The 17835-nt window shown below is 43.2% G+C and carries 15 protein-coding genes; 11 read left to right on the top strand and 4 right to left on the bottom strand.

Annotated elements, in window-relative coordinates; translation table 11 throughout:
- Positions 1–21: 21 nt before the first annotated feature.
- From ACO1NU_RS05165 to ACO1NU_RS05155, 3 genes are read right to left on the bottom strand one after another with little or no spacing between them, the layout of a single operon-like run.
- On the bottom strand, positions 22–957 hold the full coding sequence (locus ACO1NU_RS05165) for a HipA domain-containing protein (RefSeq protein WP_448817396.1): 936 nt from the start codon (positions 955–957) through the stop codon (positions 22–24).
- Positions 944–1279: a HipA N-terminal domain-containing protein gene (locus tag ACO1NU_RS05160; protein WP_448817395.1), complete on the bottom strand. Its 336-nt coding sequence runs from the start codon at positions 1277–1279 to the stop codon at positions 944–946. The genes ACO1NU_RS05165 and ACO1NU_RS05160 overlap by 14 nt, the downstream gene beginning before the upstream one ends.
- The gene (locus ACO1NU_RS05155) at positions 1263–1493 is read right to left on the bottom strand and encodes a helix-turn-helix transcriptional regulator (protein WP_448817394.1); all 231 of its coding nucleotides are present in this window, start codon (positions 1491–1493) and stop codon (positions 1263–1265) included. Before ACO1NU_RS05155 ends, ACO1NU_RS05160 begins: the two co-directional genes overlap by 17 nt.
- A 635-nt stretch (positions 1494–2128) precedes the next feature.
- On the opposite strand from ACO1NU_RS05155, the gene ACO1NU_RS05150 reads away from it, so the two are divergent.
- The 3 genes from ACO1NU_RS05150 to ACO1NU_RS05140 are packed head-to-tail and all read left to right on the top strand — an operon-like array spanning position 2129 to position 7926.
- Positions 2129–5359 carry a SusC/RagA family TonB-linked outer membrane protein gene (locus tag ACO1NU_RS05150; protein ID WP_448817393.1) on the top strand — a complete coding sequence of 1077 codons (3231 nt, stop codon included), beginning with the start codon at positions 2129–2131 and terminating at the stop codon, positions 5357–5359.
- A 10-nt stretch (positions 5360–5369) separates the two neighbouring features.
- The gene (locus tag ACO1NU_RS05145) at positions 5370–7070 is read left to right on the top strand and encodes a RagB/SusD family nutrient uptake outer membrane protein (protein WP_448817392.1); all 1701 of its coding nucleotides are present in this window, start codon (positions 5370–5372) and stop codon (positions 7068–7070) included.
- A gap of 16 nt (positions 7071–7086) precedes the next feature.
- The gene (locus tag ACO1NU_RS05140) at positions 7087–7926 is read left to right on the top strand and encodes a hypothetical protein (protein ID WP_448817391.1); all 840 of its coding nucleotides are present in this window, start codon (positions 7087–7089) and stop codon (positions 7924–7926) included.
- A 435-nt stretch (positions 7927–8361) separates the two neighbouring features.
- On the opposite strand, the gene ACO1NU_RS05135 is transcribed toward ACO1NU_RS05140, so the two are convergent.
- Positions 8362–10086, bottom strand: coding sequence for an acetylxylan esterase (locus ACO1NU_RS05135; protein WP_448817390.1), 1725 nt, complete (start codon positions 10084–10086; stop codon positions 8362–8364).
- 77 nt (positions 10087–10163) lie between these two features.
- On the opposite strand from ACO1NU_RS05135, the gene ACO1NU_RS05130 reads away from it, so the two are divergent.
- The 8 genes from ACO1NU_RS05130 (at position 10164) to ACO1NU_RS05095 (ending at position 17810) form a co-directional block, all read left to right on the top strand.
- Positions 10164–10637 carry a VOC family protein gene (locus ACO1NU_RS05130; protein ID WP_448817389.1) on the top strand — a complete coding sequence of 158 codons (474 nt, stop codon included), beginning with the start codon at positions 10164–10166 and terminating at the stop codon, positions 10635–10637.
- A 114-nt stretch (positions 10638–10751) separates the two neighbouring features.
- Positions 10752–11735 (top strand): helix-turn-helix domain-containing protein, encoded by a 984-nt coding sequence (locus ACO1NU_RS05125; protein WP_448817388.1) that lies wholly within the window; start codon positions 10752–10754, stop codon positions 11733–11735.
- 96 nt (positions 11736–11831) lie between these two features.
- The gene (locus ACO1NU_RS05120) at positions 11832–12896 is read left to right on the top strand and encodes an alkene reductase (protein WP_448817387.1); all 1065 of its coding nucleotides are present in this window, start codon (positions 11832–11834) and stop codon (positions 12894–12896) included.
- A gap of 25 nt (positions 12897–12921) precedes the next feature.
- Entirely contained in the window at positions 12922–13809 is an 888-nt protein-coding gene (locus ACO1NU_RS05115) for an NAD(P)H-binding protein (protein WP_448817386.1), read from the top strand.
- A gap of 325 nt (positions 13810–14134) precedes the next feature.
- Positions 14135–16243 carry a M48 family metalloprotease gene (locus tag ACO1NU_RS05110; protein ID WP_448817385.1) on the top strand — a complete coding sequence of 703 codons (2109 nt, stop codon included), beginning with the start codon at positions 14135–14137 and terminating at the stop codon, positions 16241–16243.
- Positions 16244–16255: 12 nt separating this feature from the next.
- The gene (locus ACO1NU_RS05105; protein ID WP_448817384.1) at positions 16256–16822 is read left to right on the top strand and encodes a hypothetical protein; all 567 of its coding nucleotides are present in this window, start codon (positions 16256–16258) and stop codon (positions 16820–16822) included.
- Positions 16823–16901: 79 nt separating this feature from the next.
- Positions 16902–17492, top strand: a complete 591-nt coding sequence (locus tag ACO1NU_RS05100; protein ID WP_448817383.1) for a hypothetical protein — start codon at positions 16902–16904, stop codon at positions 17490–17492.
- Positions 17493–17609: 117 nt separating this feature from the next.
- Complete coding sequence (locus ACO1NU_RS05095) at positions 17610–17810, top strand: hypothetical protein (RefSeq protein WP_448817382.1); 201 nt, start codon at positions 17610–17612, stop codon at positions 17808–17810.
- Positions 17811–17835 lie beyond the last annotated feature (25 nt).

The raw sequence follows: 17835 nt of genomic DNA, 5'->3' as shown, positions 1-17835 counted from the left end.
TGGATCATAACTATGTTTCATTTAAATCAGCTTTGTAAGCTTTTGCTGCCATATTCTCTTGTACTCTTCCTTGTAGGGATCCGACAGGAAGGATCTGTCAATCAAATCTTTCACCTTTTCAGTACTGCCTGTGTATTTCTGCATTATGCGCTTAAAAACTATCTCGCGTATACCCAACACCTCTGAGAGTTTCTGAAAGTCATCGCGATTGATATTCTTCTTTCTCCCATTCAACAACAAGGCCATATCCTCTTTATCGGCCGGGTTTATCAGATTGCTATTAATGAGATCATATGCTGGGCTAAGTACAATTTGACCGTCTTGATGCAGCACGGCAAAGTTTTTCATATGCATATCGTTATTGCCGCTTAAAAATGAAAACACCAGGAGTTCAAAGTAACTCAGGACCTCCAGGCCTTTATGTGTACAGTATTTGAGGATCAGCTTTCCACAGCGCTCATAAGTACTCATGTATTTCTGCTCCGTCTGGAACTCTCCGAGCTGGCAAAGATCTTCCATGTGTATCTTCAGATCACCTTGACGGTCAAAACGTTTTACGAGATATACCAGCTGACCTGCTGTCGTAGGGATGAGACAATGTGCGCTCGTGTTTATTTTGAATACTGAAGCCAGATGCATGGTGAGATCTTCCGTTTCAGGCATTTGAGGAATCTCGGCATGCTGGGGCTTTAAGATGTAGGCACCCCATAGGCCTACAATGGTTAAACGTTCGCTTTGCCCCGGAACCCTGTCTAAACTAACCGAAAGCTTGGGCTGCACTCCAGTTATGGAGATACGTTTATTGATAGTCTCTTTTGCAAGTTCCTCCAATAACTCCTTATTCAGCTCAAGAACGGGAAGGCTGTCTGTACCAAAGAATTTCTTACAGCAGTTTTTGTGATAATGCTGCCCTTGAGGTACCTGTCGATAGCAGAAGTAGCATCTATTCATCTGCATCCTCCCCATCTGGCACAACTGTTACTGCCCCGATCGTATCTTTGCAAAGGGTGACCAGCAGTTCGAAACGATCTGTTTCTTTGAGATTCAGGTTTTGCCTGGCAATATTCAACAACCATCCTTCTGGTATGAGGCCATCGAAAAAAGGAAACAAGATCCGGCTGGTATAAGAATATTCTGAAAGCGGTATTGTCAGGCTCACCGGTCTGGCTTCTGCGTGTCGCAGATAAGCTTTCTCATATGAAAACCGGTATCCGGCCTCGTATCTCTCCAGATATCCCGCCAGGCGGTTTCGGTAAAAGATCTTAGCTTTCTGTGTCATAATTTTGTTCCAGATCAGTTATGCCCACCTGCTTTCCAAAAAGCTCCAGCACCTGGTTTACTTTATCGAGGCGCAGGGTTGTTTTGCCCCTTTCGAGCTCCCTAAGAAAACGAAGACCTACACCAGCCTTAAATGCGAGTTCTTCCTGAGAGAACTTTAGACTTTTTCTCTTCGCGCGAACAAATGCCGCTAACGGATTGATAGTTGTACCCATTCGGGTATAAATATAATAAATATTTGTATTTCATACCCTAACGGGTACAAGATAAAGATGTAGTAGGTAAATTATACCCGGCAGGGTATAAAGCGATCCACGGCATGTGTAGCCCTGGGCAGATCATCACGATACATAGTGGGGACAATAATTTTGGAGAGCTTGCCTCTCATTGCCTCAACTGGAAAATGAATTTTTCGTTCGTAGGTGATACGGTGGGCTAGTTCAAGACTTTAACCACATGCGAAATATGTTAAAAATGTCTAGTGATTGGATATAAAACTATCACTTTTAATGCTTTCATACATGTAGGTTTATAGAGACAAACCTACATGTATAATGACCGATCTGCAACTTATTTGACAATCTAACTACCTGATTCATTTACATCACAAGTGGTAATCAAGACTTGCTAATTCCACTATATACTAATTATTTAAACCTACCTAATATGAGACTAACGTTACGAAGACTTACTTCCTATCCTTCTCAACCTATTTATACTGTTTTGCAGAGGCGAAAGCAATCACAAGATTGATTGTCGATGAATGAAGTAAAGATTCCCCGCGGGGGATTACTATCATTCGTATAAATAGTTCAGCCTAGTACACCTTTTATCTAACCTAATAAATCTAATGGAATCCATAATCTACAAAAAGTTTGGGAGAAAGACCTTAGGATTAGCCTTGAAATGCTCTGTTTTTCAGCTGATATTCTTGTCTGTTTCACCCGATGCGTACGCTATCAATAGCGTTACCAAGCTAAGTGTACGATCAGAGATCGCACAAAACATTGTTACAGGTAGGGTTTCCGACAAACGCGGCGAGCCTCTAATTGGAGTCAGTGTTCGGGAATCTGGAACTACAAACGGGACAACCACCAATTCCGATGGCCGTTTTTCTATCAAGGTAAGTAATGCCAGCCCCACTTTGATCTTCACGTATATCGGTTACACGAGTCAAAGCGTCAACAAGGGGACAAGAAGTTCAATTAATGTCATTCTGGTCGAGGAAATGAAAATGCTGGATGAACTTGTGGTAGTTGGGTATGGTACTCAAAAGAAAAAGTTGACCACCGGAGCTTCTGTTCAAGTTAAAGGAGAAGATCTGCAAAAGCTGAGCACATCAAGTGTTATGGGAGCCTTGCAAAGCCAGTCGCCTGGGGTTCAGATCACGCAGAGTTCAGGTATGCCCGGTGAGTCTTTTAAGGTAACTATCCGTGGCTTAGGAACTGTTGGAAATTCATCGCCATTATATGTGATTGATGGAGTTGCAGGGGGTGATATCAATACTTTAAATCCATCTGATATAGCGTCGGTTGACATCTTAAAGGATGCTGCTTCAGCTGCTATTTATGGTTCCAGAGCTGCCAATGGAGTTGTTCTTGTAACAACAAAGCAGGGAAAAGCAGGTAAATTGGTATTTTCTTACGACACTTACATTGGTCGTCAAAATGCATATAAAATGCCTTCCCTGCTTACGGCAAAAGAATATATAAGCGTAATAGACGAACTGCGTTTTAATGAGGGACAGGAACCCTATGATTGGGCCAGCATAATTCCAAAACAATATGAACAGATTCAGGCAGGTACCTGGAACGGAACAAACTGGTTAGAGGAGATTCATTATGATGATGCCCCAACTCAGAATCATGCATTTAATATATCGGGAGGAAATGATCAATCTAAGTTCTCACTAGGTTATTCACTTAATGATCAGTCAGGCATTTTCGGTAAACCCACCCAGCCTGAGTTTAAAAGAAATAATTTCCGGATAAATTCTGATCATATCATTTTAAAGAAAGACGATTTTAACGTAATCAAATTTGGTGAAAATTTGACCTACTCCTATTCCGAAAGATCGGGGATCGGTATCGGAAATATTTACTGGAACGATATTCATAATATGCTTGTAGGAAATCCTCTGCTTCCGGTATATAATGAAAATGGTAATTATTATGATCAAGCAAGTAAAACAGCGGACGGCTGGGCGCTTGATGGATCGACAGCAAACCCGCTTGCTAGTATGGTGTATAACCGTGGACAGAACCGAAGTAAAAATCACTCCTTGCTTGCGAATGCTTATCTCGAACTGCAACCAATTAAGAACTTAAAATTCAGAAGTAGTTTTGGTTATAGGATGACTGCATCGTCCTATAGACAATATACCCCTGCTTACGCTTTGTCGACCACTGTTTCCAATGCCGAGGATGATGTGCAGCAAAATCAGGGAAGCGGTTACAGTACAACCTTTGAAAACACCCTCTCTTATCTATGGTCTATTAATGACCAGCATAATTTTGACGTATTGGCTGGAACATCTATGGAATCATGGGGAATGGGGGATGATTTAAGTGCCAGAAATTCCGGATCCTTATTTCCCGGGTCATGGAAAAATGCCTGGATCACCAATACTCCGGGAGTTTCCGGTACCAATACAGTTATTTCCGGCGCACCATGGGGCGAAGGTGGTTTATCATCTTTCTTCGGAAGGCTAAACTACAACTATAAGGAAACCTATATGGCTACCTTAATTATGAGAGCCGATGGTTCCTCTAATTTTGCAAAGGGTAACCGTTGGGGTTACTTTCCATCTGTAGCTGCGGGTTGGGTAGTATCCAACGAATCCTTTATGAAAGGTTCGAATAGCCTGGTAAACTTCCTGAAACTTCGCGCGAGCTGGGGTCAGAATGGAAATGCAAATATTTCGCCCTTTCAGTATTTAGCTACTATTGCGTTCGATACAAGAAATGGATATTATTTTGGCAACAATAAAAATTCACTATCGACAGGTGGATATGCGGATATATTGCCTAATCCAGACATTACATGGGAGACCTCTGAGCAATTAAATATAGGTATGGATTCCAGGTTCGTAGCGGATAGATTAGGGATTACGTTTGACTGGTACAAAAAAACCACCAAGGACTGGTTAGTACAGGCTCCAATATTAGCTTCTTATGGAACTGCAGCACCATATATTAACGGCGGAGATATTGTCAACAAGGGATTTGAATTGGGTTTAACCTGGAATGAAACGTTGAATAACTTTAGGTATGGAATTAGCCTGAACGGAGCTTACAATAAGAATGAGGTGACCCGAATCGCTAATGCAGAAGGAATTATTCATGGACCCGAACATGTGTTGAGTCAGGGTACTACTGAAATGTATCGTGCACAGGTTGGTTTTCCCATTGGTTATTTCTACGGATATAAAACAGCGGGTATCTTCCAGACTGCAGAACAAATTGTGGATTACAGGAATAGAGGTATAGGTCTACTGCCTACTGCGCAACCCGGAGATGTTATTTTTGTAGACAGAAATGGTGATGGAGTAATATCAAACGAAGATAAGACCATGATAGGAAATCCAAATCCTGATTTTACAGGTGGATTAAATCTGAATCTTGGTTATAAAGGTTTGGACCTGTCGGTTACTGCTACAGGAGCTTTTGGGCAGCAGATTGCAAAATCATACCGGTCTTTTGCTGATAGCCCATTGCAAAATTATACTACAGAAGTTTTTCAAAGATGGTATGGCGAAGGAACCTCGAACCGCTACCCTCGTTTAACTAATGGAAGTCATACCAACAGCCAATATATTTCTGACATTTATATTGAAGATGGTGATTATGTGAAGATTCAGAACATTACGGTTGGATATGATCTGAAATCTGTATTGCCAAAAATGCCTTTCGGGAGGGCCAGATTATATTTTACAGGCCAAAACCTATTTACCATTACGGGATACTCAGGTATGGATCCGGAAATTGGATATGGCGATGCTCAGACCTGGGTGTCGGGCATTGATTTAGGATTTTATCCAACTCCGAGGACCTATCTGATCGGTTTAAATCTCACATTCTAACAACAAGACAATGAAGAAATTTATAAGTTTAGTAGCCCTGACATTCGTTTTTTCAGCCTGTGAAAAGAACCTGGAGTCAGAAAGCTACACAAGGAAAAATACAGGAAATTTCCCTACCACTGTTGCTGATGCAGAACAAATGATCACCGGGATTTATTCTACATTGAACTCGGCAATTTCAAACCCGCAACATTCGCATTTCTATATGTCTGAACTGGCTTCCGACGACCGTTTCGGAGGAGGGGGAGAAAATGATAAAGATATGCAAGGACTTGATCACCTAATGAACACTAAGAGTAGTCGTTTTGAGCCATTTTGGACTGCACGTTATCAAGGAATATACAGAGCAAATACGGCAATTGAAAATCTTGATAAAGTAAATTCCTGGGAGAATGAAACACAAAAAAACCAGCTGCTTGGAGAAGCATATTTCTTAAGGGCTTTGTTTTATTTTGAACTCTCACAAATGTTTGGTGAAGTTCCTTTGGTGATTACAACACAAGCGGTAAACTTGCCGAAAAGTCCTGCTGATGTAACTTATGCTCAAATAGCCTATGACTTGAATGAAGCTATCAGGCTGATGTCTTCCGAAACTTACACCAGTATTACTTCAGGTCATGCAACTAAATGGGCTGCAGAGGCATTGATGGCTCGCGTATTTTTGTTTTATACCGGATACTATAAAAAAACCGAATTACCAGTAGCTAACGAAGGTGGATCTATCAGTAAAGCTCAGGTAATAACATGGATCGATGAGTGTGTAAATAGCAGCGGGCATGGTTTAGTCGATGATTTCAGGAATCTATGGCCATATACAAATGAGTATACAGCGAAGGATTATAAGTACACCACCGACAATGGGTTAAAATGGGTCGGTGACGGCAATAAGGAGACTGTATTTGCAGTAAAGTTTGGTACTTCTGTAGATTGGGGAACTAATTTTCAGTTGGGTTATTCGAACCAAAATATGCTGCATTTTGGTCTACGCTCAAATAACGGTTTGGCGAATACTTTTCCTTTTGGTCAAGGCTGGGGAGCCGGTCCGGTTAACTCTAAATTATGGAATGAGTGGAGGCAGGCTGAACCAACTGATATTCGACGTACAGCCTCTATCATGAATGTTGAAACAGATCTAAAAAGTTACATCTATGGTGCCGATAATCAGATGGAAGAAACCGGCTTCTGGCAAAAGAAATACATTCCGATAACTGCGTATAATAAAGAAACAGGTGCTTTAATTCCTTCCTATGCTATTTTACAAGATGAAGCTCCGGCAGATATGCAGCTTGCTCATACTCAGGATTTGGTACTAATCCGATTTGCAGATGTATTATTGATGCAGTCGGAACTGAAAGAAGAAGCTACAGGAATAAACAAGGTTCGTGTACGAGCGAAGCTTCCGCCAGTAGCATATTCACTGGAGGCTTTAAAAAGAGAGCGTCGTTGGGAACTGTCTTTTGAAGGACTTCGTTATTTTGATCTGATGCGTTGGGGAGATGCCGCTACTGCATTAGCTACACAAGAAGGTGTTGCAATTAAAAACAAAGGTAATGATACACAGATGAGAGGATTTGGAGGAGGTTACAGAGCAAGGTTTGAAGCAACCAGGGGCTTCTGGCCTATTCCTGAATCGCAGATCCTGCTTTCTGACGGAGTACTGGTTCAAAACCCGGGATGGGGAACGCCTGCTGCTGAATTCACAGGATGGTAATTATATAAATAGAATTATGAAACGATATATTGCGTATATAACGGTTTTAATCTCAACCTTCACGCTCATAAGCTGCGAGCCGGTTGAAGACAGGTTAGATATGGGAGGTGCTATAAGCGCCGAACAGCTTAATGTTACGGCAGTTCCATTAATTATTAATGGAAAAAACACAAACAAAGTTATTCTGAATAATTCTAGTCCTGTTTTATCCTCGTGGGATTTCGGGACAGGTACAACCCAGAAAAAGACGGACACCGTCCTTATGGTGGTTGCTGGAGAGAACGATATTATTTTTACTGGTAGAAATCCTGATGGTTCTCAAATTACAAGCACCCTTAAGGTCAACGTGGAGGATATGTATTTTCCTGTACCTCCGGAATGGGGCTATCTGACTGGTGGTTCCGTGAAAGAGTGGGAATGGGATGATACCAAACCTGCAGTTTGGGGTAATGGAGGCTACTTAGCTAGTTCTGCACCAGCCTGGTGGGTAGTACCGATAGCGGATATCCATGGTCAGTCTCCTAAAGAGGGAGCCGGAGCAAAAATGATTTTCTCTTTAAGAGGTGCAAAATTTAGCAAGGTTAAATCAGATGGTACTACTGAAGAAGGAACCTTTTCATTCAATATGAATAGCAAGTCGGTTGCCAGTAATGGAACTGTTTGGGGAAAGGGAAAGTTAACCCTGAAAGGGACTACCATATTAAATGGGATATCGCCTAATGAAGGGAATGCAAAGATATATGAATACGATATTTTGGTACTAGACAACAAACAAATGGTATTAAGTCACCCTGAACCTAATGTTGCAGAATGGGGAACAGCATGGTTTTGGATGTTTAAAACTGTTGTTGATTAATAATATATCCGAAACCTTGCCTTTTAACCAGAAACGGGTGAGCGTCAGTTTGACGCTCACCCGTTTCTGGTGTGCGCCGATTATACGTTTTTGAAGCCTTTGTCCCTTAGTACTGGTGATGTAATTCCCTTTGCGGAAGTGAAGTGCTATGCAGCCGTTTATATCTGACAACAAATCCGTAGACTTTCTATGCAAACTCTACAATAACTCAATTACGAAGACCCAAATATTTATCGCAGGAGCTGCCTTGTTTTTGTTTTCAGTCCAAAGCTTCGCGCTAAAATTCTGGCAGCAGTGCTCCTGCCGCTCCAACGGGCATTGGGATTGTAGCTAAAGTGCGGAATGCCCTCCCCTCCAGGGATTAGGACCATTTACGGATCATACACCTTACTAAAGAAAATAGTCCCCTTCTTTGACACTGAAGTTCAGCTGAAGTTAATATCCTAAAACGTCTTTTAAAAAATGATACCCATCGTCTTTTGCTTCATTTGCCAGGACCATATGGCCGTCATTAGGATAAATCTTATACCTTTTTTCAGCATTGATTTTGTTAAATGCAGCAAATCCAACATGTGAAGGGCAGTCGTCATCAAAAAGTGCAGAAGCAAAGAAAACCTTTGCGGTTATCCATGGTGCCATATTCTTGACGTCGACATAGCTAAGCGTACTATCTATCGTTTCCATTTCACATTCATATGCTTTAGAGAAATAGAATTTTTCCCGTTGCCAAACTTCCCTCACAATGCCATGATGTGCTAAATCGCTAAGAAAAGGACATAATGTGACGCATGCTTTAATCTTATTGCCGGCTAGTGCCGCCGTTGCCAGGGAAAGACCGCCGCCTTGGCTCCCTCCCATCACAGCAACCCGGGAAGAATCGGTTCTAGAAAACGATCTCAGGATATCCAAAGCCCTCAGGCAATCCATATAAGCACCCCGGTAAATATAAGTACGCGGATCATCGATTTTGTAGGCCGCCAGTCCTACCACGCCGAATCCCGGATTAATCACTTTATTGCTTGGAGATTGTCCTCTTATCGCAACCGCAAACTCAATAACATCTTCCGTATTACTACTGAAACTACCCGATGTGTAAGCCTGTCCATATCCAGGCACATGCAGTATAGCCGGAAAGCGTCCTTCTTTTTTAGGAACAAACATAAACCCGGTAATCCTTATATTCTCAAGAGAGGTAAATTCAACCTTATATACGTCTTTTGAAGGATTTCCCGAATCGGTCAATTTAGTCATCTCTGTTTGGGCGCCTATAGAATCCAATTCAAGTTTCGTCTTGTCCCACCAGGTCTTTAGATTCGGAGCTCCGTCTTCACTACAGGATATTCTCTCTGGTTCAATGGCGATCCACATATCTGCTTGTTCGTAAAAAGGGCCATCGGTATAAACTATTATATGATAAAATCCAGGCTTAAACAATCTCCTTTTTAAGGAAACAGCAAACGACCTGTCTTCCTTTATCAATCCAAAATTCCGAGTGGCTACAGTATCATGAAAGTCGGATATTACGGTCATCTTTAATTTAGCCGGAATTCGCCCATTTAATTTATAAAGAACAGAAAAATCTAAATTGTCCTTTTCATAATAAGTATTTGCCGGCACTGCAGTTTTTAAACTAATAGAATCTGAAGAAGCAAAATCGGGATGTGTGAGCCTGAATATATTTTTACAGATACCGCCTGTCCATTTGACATTGGCTATTTTCAGCACGATCAAGTTTCTTTTATCAAACAATAATTGACTTTCGGTGACGCTGATAACCGTCGGTCGATTTTGGAACTGAAAGTTCTCACCAATCTTATTACCATTCAGATATACTTCAAGAACCTTGCATTGCAGGTTTACCGCTAATTGAAAAGGCACCTCCCTTCTGTCTGCCCGCGCTTTTGAAACGTCGAAATAAGTTGCCAGTACCAACTCCTTATCAGCAGAAAAATATCCTTGTCTCTCCCAGCTTATTCCTAAATTTATGGACGGCCATTTATGAATGTCGACGTCGGCCTGAGACAGTTGTAAATTTGCGTCCTTTGAAACCTTCCACACATAAGGTATTAAGTTCGAACCTTTTAATGCAAGTTCTCCATCTGAGGCGAATACATAGGAACTTAGCATTACTAATATCAGAGAGAGAACAGAGCGTTTCATCAAATGGGGATTACAATTGCGTTATATACACGATAAATATAGGATAGATTATTAACTGTTGCTAAAAGAAAAGAACTATGACAAGAAGCAAAGTACCTCAGCTGCACAACATGGGTATCGTTGTAGAATCGCTTGACAAGGCCATTTCTTTTTTTGAGGAGATAGGATTGAAACTTGAAGGACGAGCCATGGTTGAAGGTGAATGGGCGGGAAGAGTTACGGGACTTGGAAATCAATCGGTAGAGCTTGCGATGATGGTAACTTCGGATGGACACAGCCGACTTGAACTCTCACGGTTTCTAACGCCAACTCCCGTATCAGACCACAGGGCTGCCCCGGTGAACTCACTCGGCTACCTACGTCTGATGTTTACCGTCGACAATATTGACGAATTAGTATCAAGACTTACCAGGCTTGGTGCCGAACTGGTTGGCGAAATAGTGCAGTATGGGGACGTGTACCGGCTCTGCTACATTCGTGGGCCGGAGAGCATTCTTATCGGATTGGCCGAGCAACTTGGCAACAAAACAGCGGCAGATATCCTGGATTGAAGTTCTGGATAAAATATAACAAGCTTTCGCGATATGGATTTAACGCCAGTGATTTAGACAATTTATTTAAATTGCGATTTAGATACTGCCTAATTATGTTGCTGTATCAACCGTATGATATTCAATTTCTCCACTACGCCTGACTTTGACTTTCTGACGCACTTTGCGCGTCACATCAATGCACCTGTACGGAACAACATGTTATCGATTCCGGAAAGCCTGGGCGAGGGATACATCCGGAAACTATCTTTCGGAGAGGCGTTCAAGATCACCCAGCATCATTATACGCTCCGTGAAGACCTGGTTATCAGGCGTAATGCCTCCGGCCTCGGCAACAAGCTGATCACCATCTTCTTTTACAGCAATGAACAAACGCTGAGTATCGCCTTTAACGATGATCCGCAGGTACTTTTTTCGCAGCGGGATGATTCGGCTATTCAGGTGACCTCTAACGACCTGAGTTCGACCATACGTTTCCCCGCAAATCACCAGGTGAATTACGTGGTAGTAGCTATTGCGCCGGCTTATCTTAAGGCTTTGTTAGCGATGGAAAACGCAAACGCGGTCATTGGTACCATCACGGGCAGCGGTAACTCCTTTGTTTACTTTGAAGGCATGACTGCAGAAACTAAACTGTTGCTGAAGCATATTGCCGCGGTGGACATGACCGATAGCCTGAGCCTGTTCTACATGCAGGTGAAAGTACTGGAGCTTTTATACCTGCTCTTCCGTCAGCTGGCTTCGCGCGAAAGTACGGTACAGCACCGGATCAACAGTGCCGATGTGGAACGCCTTATGCGGATCCGCAACGAGCTGCTCAGCGAGCTGAGCGTACCGCCGGTGATCAGCGAACTGGCAAAGATTGCCGCCATGAGTGAAACCAAGCTGAAACAGCTGTTCAAGCAAACGTTCGGCGATACCATTTACAACTATTACCAGAAGGCCCGAATGGGAGAAGCCGCTTTCCTGTTGAAGCAGGGCAAGCGGTCTGTTGCCGAAGTAGGCTATGAATTGGGCTTTTCTAACCTGAGCCACTTCAGCCGCTTGTTTGAGAAACATTATGGTGTCACTCCTAAATGCTTTTCGAAGCAGGACTGAGCGACATCACCGGATGCGACTGATTTTGCGTCTCATTGCGCTATTATCAGCTACTGATTAGGGCCACCTTTGCTATGTCAATCAACACATAGCAATATGAAGAAGTTATTTCAGCCGTACACTAACGGCGCACTACAATTGAAGAACCATATCGTAATGGCACCTATGACCCGCAGCCGGGCGCTGAATAATTTGCCGAATGAACTCATGGCTACTTATTATAAACAGCGTTCAGGCACCGGCCTCATCATTACCGAGGGAACTTCACCCAGCCCCGAAGGATTAGGTTACCCGCGTATACCGGGCATCTTTTCGGAAGCCCAGGTTGATGGCTGGAAGCTGGTGACCCATGCTGTGCATGCTGGCGGTTCCAAGATCTTCCTGCAGATCATGCACACGGGAAGAGTAGCACACCAGTCCAACTTGCCCGGAGGCTACCAGGTAGTCGGCATGTCGGACATTAAAGCTGCCGGTGAGATCTATACAGATACGGGTATGGAGGAGTATTCAGCACCCCTACCGCTAGATGCAGATGGTATCGCCCGTGTTATACAAGAGCATGTTCAGGCTGCCCAGAATGCCATAGCTGCCGGCTTTGACGGTGTGGAGTTGCACGGTGCACATGGCTACTTGCTGGAGCAATCTCTTAATCCGCACGTGAATAACCGTACAGATAGCTATGGCGGCTCCATTGAAAACCGTGCCTCCCTGACGCTTGAGATCGTCCAACAGGTTGCTGATGCCATTGGTGCCGAAAAGGTTGGCCTGCGCATATCACCGTTTTTATTGTCGAACGATATTCCTGCTTATGAAGAAGCAGAAGTGCACGAAACGTATGTTCTCTTAGCAACAGAAACGAACCGCCTTGGCATCGCTTACCTGCACATATCTAACAATCCGGACATTCCAGACAAAACCCATCAGGGCATCCGGGCTGCGTTTACAAATACCATCATCTACTGCAACGGCTTTACAGCAGAAACCGCGGAAGCTAAACTGCAAGATGGTTCTGCTGACCTGGTAGCCTTTGGAAGAAGCTTCCTCGCTAACCCCGACTTCATTAGGAGGATAGAAAAAAACGAGCCCTTAAACCAGCCGGACTATAACACGCTTTATACCTCGGGCGAAACAGGCTACACTGATTATCCTGAACTCAACTAATTGAAGAATCTTAAAGCATAAAACTATGAAAATTACAACAACAGGCTCATTGGGTAATGTAGCCAAACCCTTAGTAGAGAAACTGATCGCAGCCGGACATGAAGTAACGGTGATCACGACTAAAGATAACCGCAAAGAAGAGATCGAAGCACTTGGTGCAAAAGCCGCCGTTGGTTACATCAGTGATCCGGACTTCCTTACCAAAGCATTCCAGGGTGCGGATGCGGTGTACACCATGATGCCGCCGAGCATAGGTACAAGCAATTTGATACAGAATATTGCTGATGCAGGGCAAGCTTATGCCGAGGCCATCAAAGCAGCAGGAGTACCCAGAGTGGTGATGCTAAGCAGCATTGGTGCTGATGCATCGGAAGGAACAGGTCCGGTACAAGGCGTAAATCGCGTGGAGCATATCTTGCAGGGTTTGACCGGCGTTTCAGTAACTGTCTTGAGATCAGGATTCTTCTATACAAACTTTCTACGGGATATTCCATTGATCAAGAGCCGGGGTATGTTCGGCAACAACTATGACGGCGACGAGCGCTTGCCGCTTACGCACCCGGATGATCTCTCGTCGGCGATTGCTGAGGAGTTACAGGCCGAGGGAAACAGGTTTGAAGTGAAACACGTTGTCAGCGATATTGCAACCGGCAACCAGATCGCTGCCCTGCTCGGACAGGCTATAGGCAAACCGGAGCTAACCTGGACAAACATCCCGGATGAGCAGCTTAGGCAAGGTATGCTGTCTGCCGGATTACCGCAGGAATTGGTGGGGCTTATTGTCGAAATGGGTCAAGGGGTAAGAGCAGGCATCATGACTAAAGGTTTCTTTGAAAAAGGTGCGCCAGTAAGCGGCCGAATCAAGCTCGCTCAGTTCGCCCGGGAGTTTAAAGCTAAATTTTTGCAGAGCTAAGTTGAATGCTTATGTATTGACTTAGATTGATTTGAACTTCCCAAACAATAACTAACATTTTTTTAAATTTACTGGTGCAGTTTGGAGCGGAATATCCACAAGGTGTTTCTTGGGCAAATTCATCCATGGGACTGTCTTTTAGTAGCCCTAGCGATGAATGATTTTGTCATGAGGTATTAAATCCTATTGATATCGAAATCATTCCTAAAAAATGATACACAGACTACTATGAAGCTCACTGAGCTTGAAGACTTTTTTCAGGACGAGTCAAGTTCGGAACGTCATGCTTTTACTATATTAGAGGACTTAACCTTATCACACTAATATGAACCTAAATCCGCTGAGGCCTTCCGGTCTCTCCCAGGGGATTACCAGTCCTAGTGGAGATTTTACAAAGGAAATCGTAAAAGTACTTTGCCTTTGTCTCGCATTCGTTTTGTTGTATATCTTGCTCTTTATCGGCGTGTTGGCTATCGCAATTGCTGTTTCCGGACTAGGAATCTGGCTGGCCGTTGAAGTCAAAATCTTCATTACGATAATGCTTGCTATCGGAGCGATTGGAATGGGTGTAATGCTAGTTTTCTTCATGCTAAAGTCTCTGGCGATTAAAAAGGCTGATCCTATCGCGACAGTCGGTGAAGTGACAAGATCCTCAGAACCTCAACTCTATGAGTTCATTCTAAAGATATGCAAGGAGGCGAAGGCTCCTTCTCCAAAGAGGATTTTTTTGACCAATGATGTGAATGCCTTTGTTAGTTACAGTTCTACCTTTTTGAGCTTATTCTTTCCTGCCCGTAAAAACCTGTACATCGGCTTGGGTTTAGTTAATGCGACTACTGTTAGCGAGCTTAAGGCTGTGATAGCTCACGAGTTCGGACACTTCTCTCAGGGAAGTATGCGTTTCGGGAGCTATGTTCATCATTTCAACCAGATCATTTTCAGGATTGTGGAAGACAATCCGTCATACAACGAGAGCGTAGAAAGATGGGCAAACTTCAGCGGCTATTTTGCTTTCTTTGCACGTATCAACATCTACCTTATCCAGGGTGTCCAGGAGATTATGGGCAACTTCTATAGATTGCTGAACAAGGGATACATGGGTCTGTCCCGACAAATGGAATTTCATGCTGATGCAGTCGCTGCTAGCGTCGCGGGATCTGCTCCACTCATCTCAGGCTTATATCGTATAGACCTGGCGATGACAAGCTATGATATGTTAATTGGCTATTACAATGAGCAGGTTAAAGAAAACCTGAAAGCTGACAACCTTTACGCTCATCATTTCAAGTTAATACAGTTGCTTGCAGAACGTCAGAATGTACCGCTTGAAAATGGATTCCCCATGATCAGCACGGAGCAGAACAGCGCGCTTGGCGGATGCCGCATTGTTGTTAAAGACCAGTGGGCATCTCACCCTTCGGTCGCTGACAGAGAGCAGGCGGTAAGAAACCTGAATAGTATGGCAAAGGCAAGTCATGAACCAGCATGGCTTTTGTTCTCGGACCCGATGGGCCTTCAGGCTGAGCAAACTTCGAAAATCTATAAGGAAATAGAATTCCCGGGTGATCCACGCCTGTTGGATGTGGAAGAATTTGCAGCCAAGTATACGCAGCTTCTTGCTATTAGATCCTTTAATCAGGAGTACAAGGGGTATTATGATAATCGATACGTAGCGCCTTTTGATCTGTTGCTCACGGGCAATGCTGAATCTCTTTTACCTCCTGATCTATTTGATGACAGGTATTTAGGTCTCCCAAGAGTTGTTGGCTCTCTTGAAGCAGATATATTCACGCTGGATATGATCGCAATGAAAGGGTCTGGACACCGGAGCTTCGATTTTGATGGTATCAGGCACGATATAAGAGAGGCCGCTGAGGTTAAGGAACAGCTTAATGCTGAACTTGAACGGAATAGAATCGCCTTGGCGGAGCACGATCAACTGATCTATGGCGCTGCCAGAGCAAACGCGCTTCTTTCAGGGAGCGAGAAAGAACTGGAAGATGCTTTCATGCGCATGTTGCAGCAAACTGCACTAGTTGAAAAAGATATTGAAATATACAATGATCTCATGCAAGAGGCTAACAAGGTCTACAGCCGCCTTCCATTTGATCAAATCAAGCTTCTTGTATCAACGATCATTCAGAAAGAGAAGAAGGTTAAAAGCCGGCTGCGCGACCTTTTAACACATGATAGAGTTCGAGAGATGAGTGTATTCAAGAATAGTGCAGAAATTATCGAGTTGTTCCTTGACAGCGACCATGTCTACTTTGCCGTAGATAGCTACCTGAACGATCAACTGAATATCCTTATTGGGGCGTCTAATGCTTATGTGGATATCTCCCAGGAGTATTGCTTTTTGTTAAAGAAAGATGCATTACACAAGCAGGCGGTCCATCTGGATGTAGTGAAGCAAAGTTGTTCTGCAACTGTCTAGAAGAAAGGAGTCATGATAGTTACTGGGATATATCTAATGCTCTTTTTTATCGTTGGAGCGATAATTTATTTGAGCTATTGGATACCGAAGAAGCTTGGAATTCGAGAAACTGGGCGGCTGTTTGCGGCTGTCATAACGCTGCTTTTCGGTGTTACTGCCCTGTCGGTTGTGTTCGGAGACAAACTTTTCTCAAACGATAAGGTTAAGGAGTTACTTGCAGAGCAGGATATAAAGCTTATTGACGACTTCGATATGGTTGAGAATAAATCCACGTCCGCAATTGGAGATTACTATCACACCTTTACGCTGCGTATATCTGAAAAGGACAAGAAAGCTATTATCAATCAAATTAAGCGTTCTTCCAATTTTGCGTTTATCAGGGAGTCAGAATTAGCACAATATGTCGATGACAGGGAAGATTATTATACAGGGCAGCGACGAATCAAAAACTATGAAACTGAGACGCAATTTGTAAGGGATCTATTTGAACCTCATGGATATGGATATTCTCCAACTTATAGAAAAATTGAAATAGACAAAGCAGAAAACCTATTGATATTTGAAGAAATTGATGATTAAGAATAGGTACCGAAAAAATTAGTTACCTGATGATATAGGCTAAGTATTATCTGATTGATGATCTATGAACAGTCACAAAATGATCGTGGATGCCAGTATTGACCGCAGTTCTTCAATTAGCCCTTTAACCCAATTAGGCTTAATCAGCATATATTTAATGAGAACTTTGCTATCAACTACTCTCCTACTGGTATTCGCTACATGTTGTTCAGCACAAACAACGTTTCCAGGGTGGTTCCATCATTCGTTCAAGGGGAAGCAGTTAGACAAGAAACTCTCAATTACCCCTTTCTTGAAAAACGGATTTTTACAAGCTGATTTTAATGGTGACAGGCTTGTTGACATTGCTGTGCTTGTAACTGAAAAGATTAGCGAAAAAAAAGGAATATTGCTCCTTCATCAGCAGGGCTCCTATTTCGTATTCGGAGCTGGAACTCAATTTGGCAGTGGTTCTGATAACTTCAAGTGGGCGAGCCGCTGGGGTGTATATAAAGAAAAAACCGCTTCTGAAACACAGTTCAGCGAAGACGGCGACATTCTCGGCGGTAAAGAGATCAGGCTGCAACGGCCTGGAATTACAATATGGGCGGAAGAAGACGGATATCTTTTTGCCGGGGGCATAATCTATTGGACGGGAAAGAAATACATTTGGATCCATCAGGGAGAATAAACAGGATTCTTTTAGTTATATAACTTAGAAGTGCTAGCCAAGTCAGCCTTCCTGGCGCTGATAAGTAAATCTTTACCTTCATTTATATCAAGATTTCAACCGACGAAAATCGATCAGATGATTGGGATCGATCTTCTTGTGGTTCCAACTGCTTCAAACAGTTACACGCTGCTCAACCTACTGCCCGGCTCGATGACCGGCCCATTAGCCATCGCAAACTATTTGTCCTATATCCCTGCTTTTACCTTGCTGATGCCCTACCTGATTGCTGTAAATCTTTCAGCTAAGTCAGGAGGTAAGCATAGAAGAGACGCATAACTTTACTTCTTTTACCACCTGTAGC

Source organism: Arcticibacter sp. (assembly GCF_053551015.1).
This window is presented reverse-complemented; position numbering and strand designations above follow the sequence as displayed.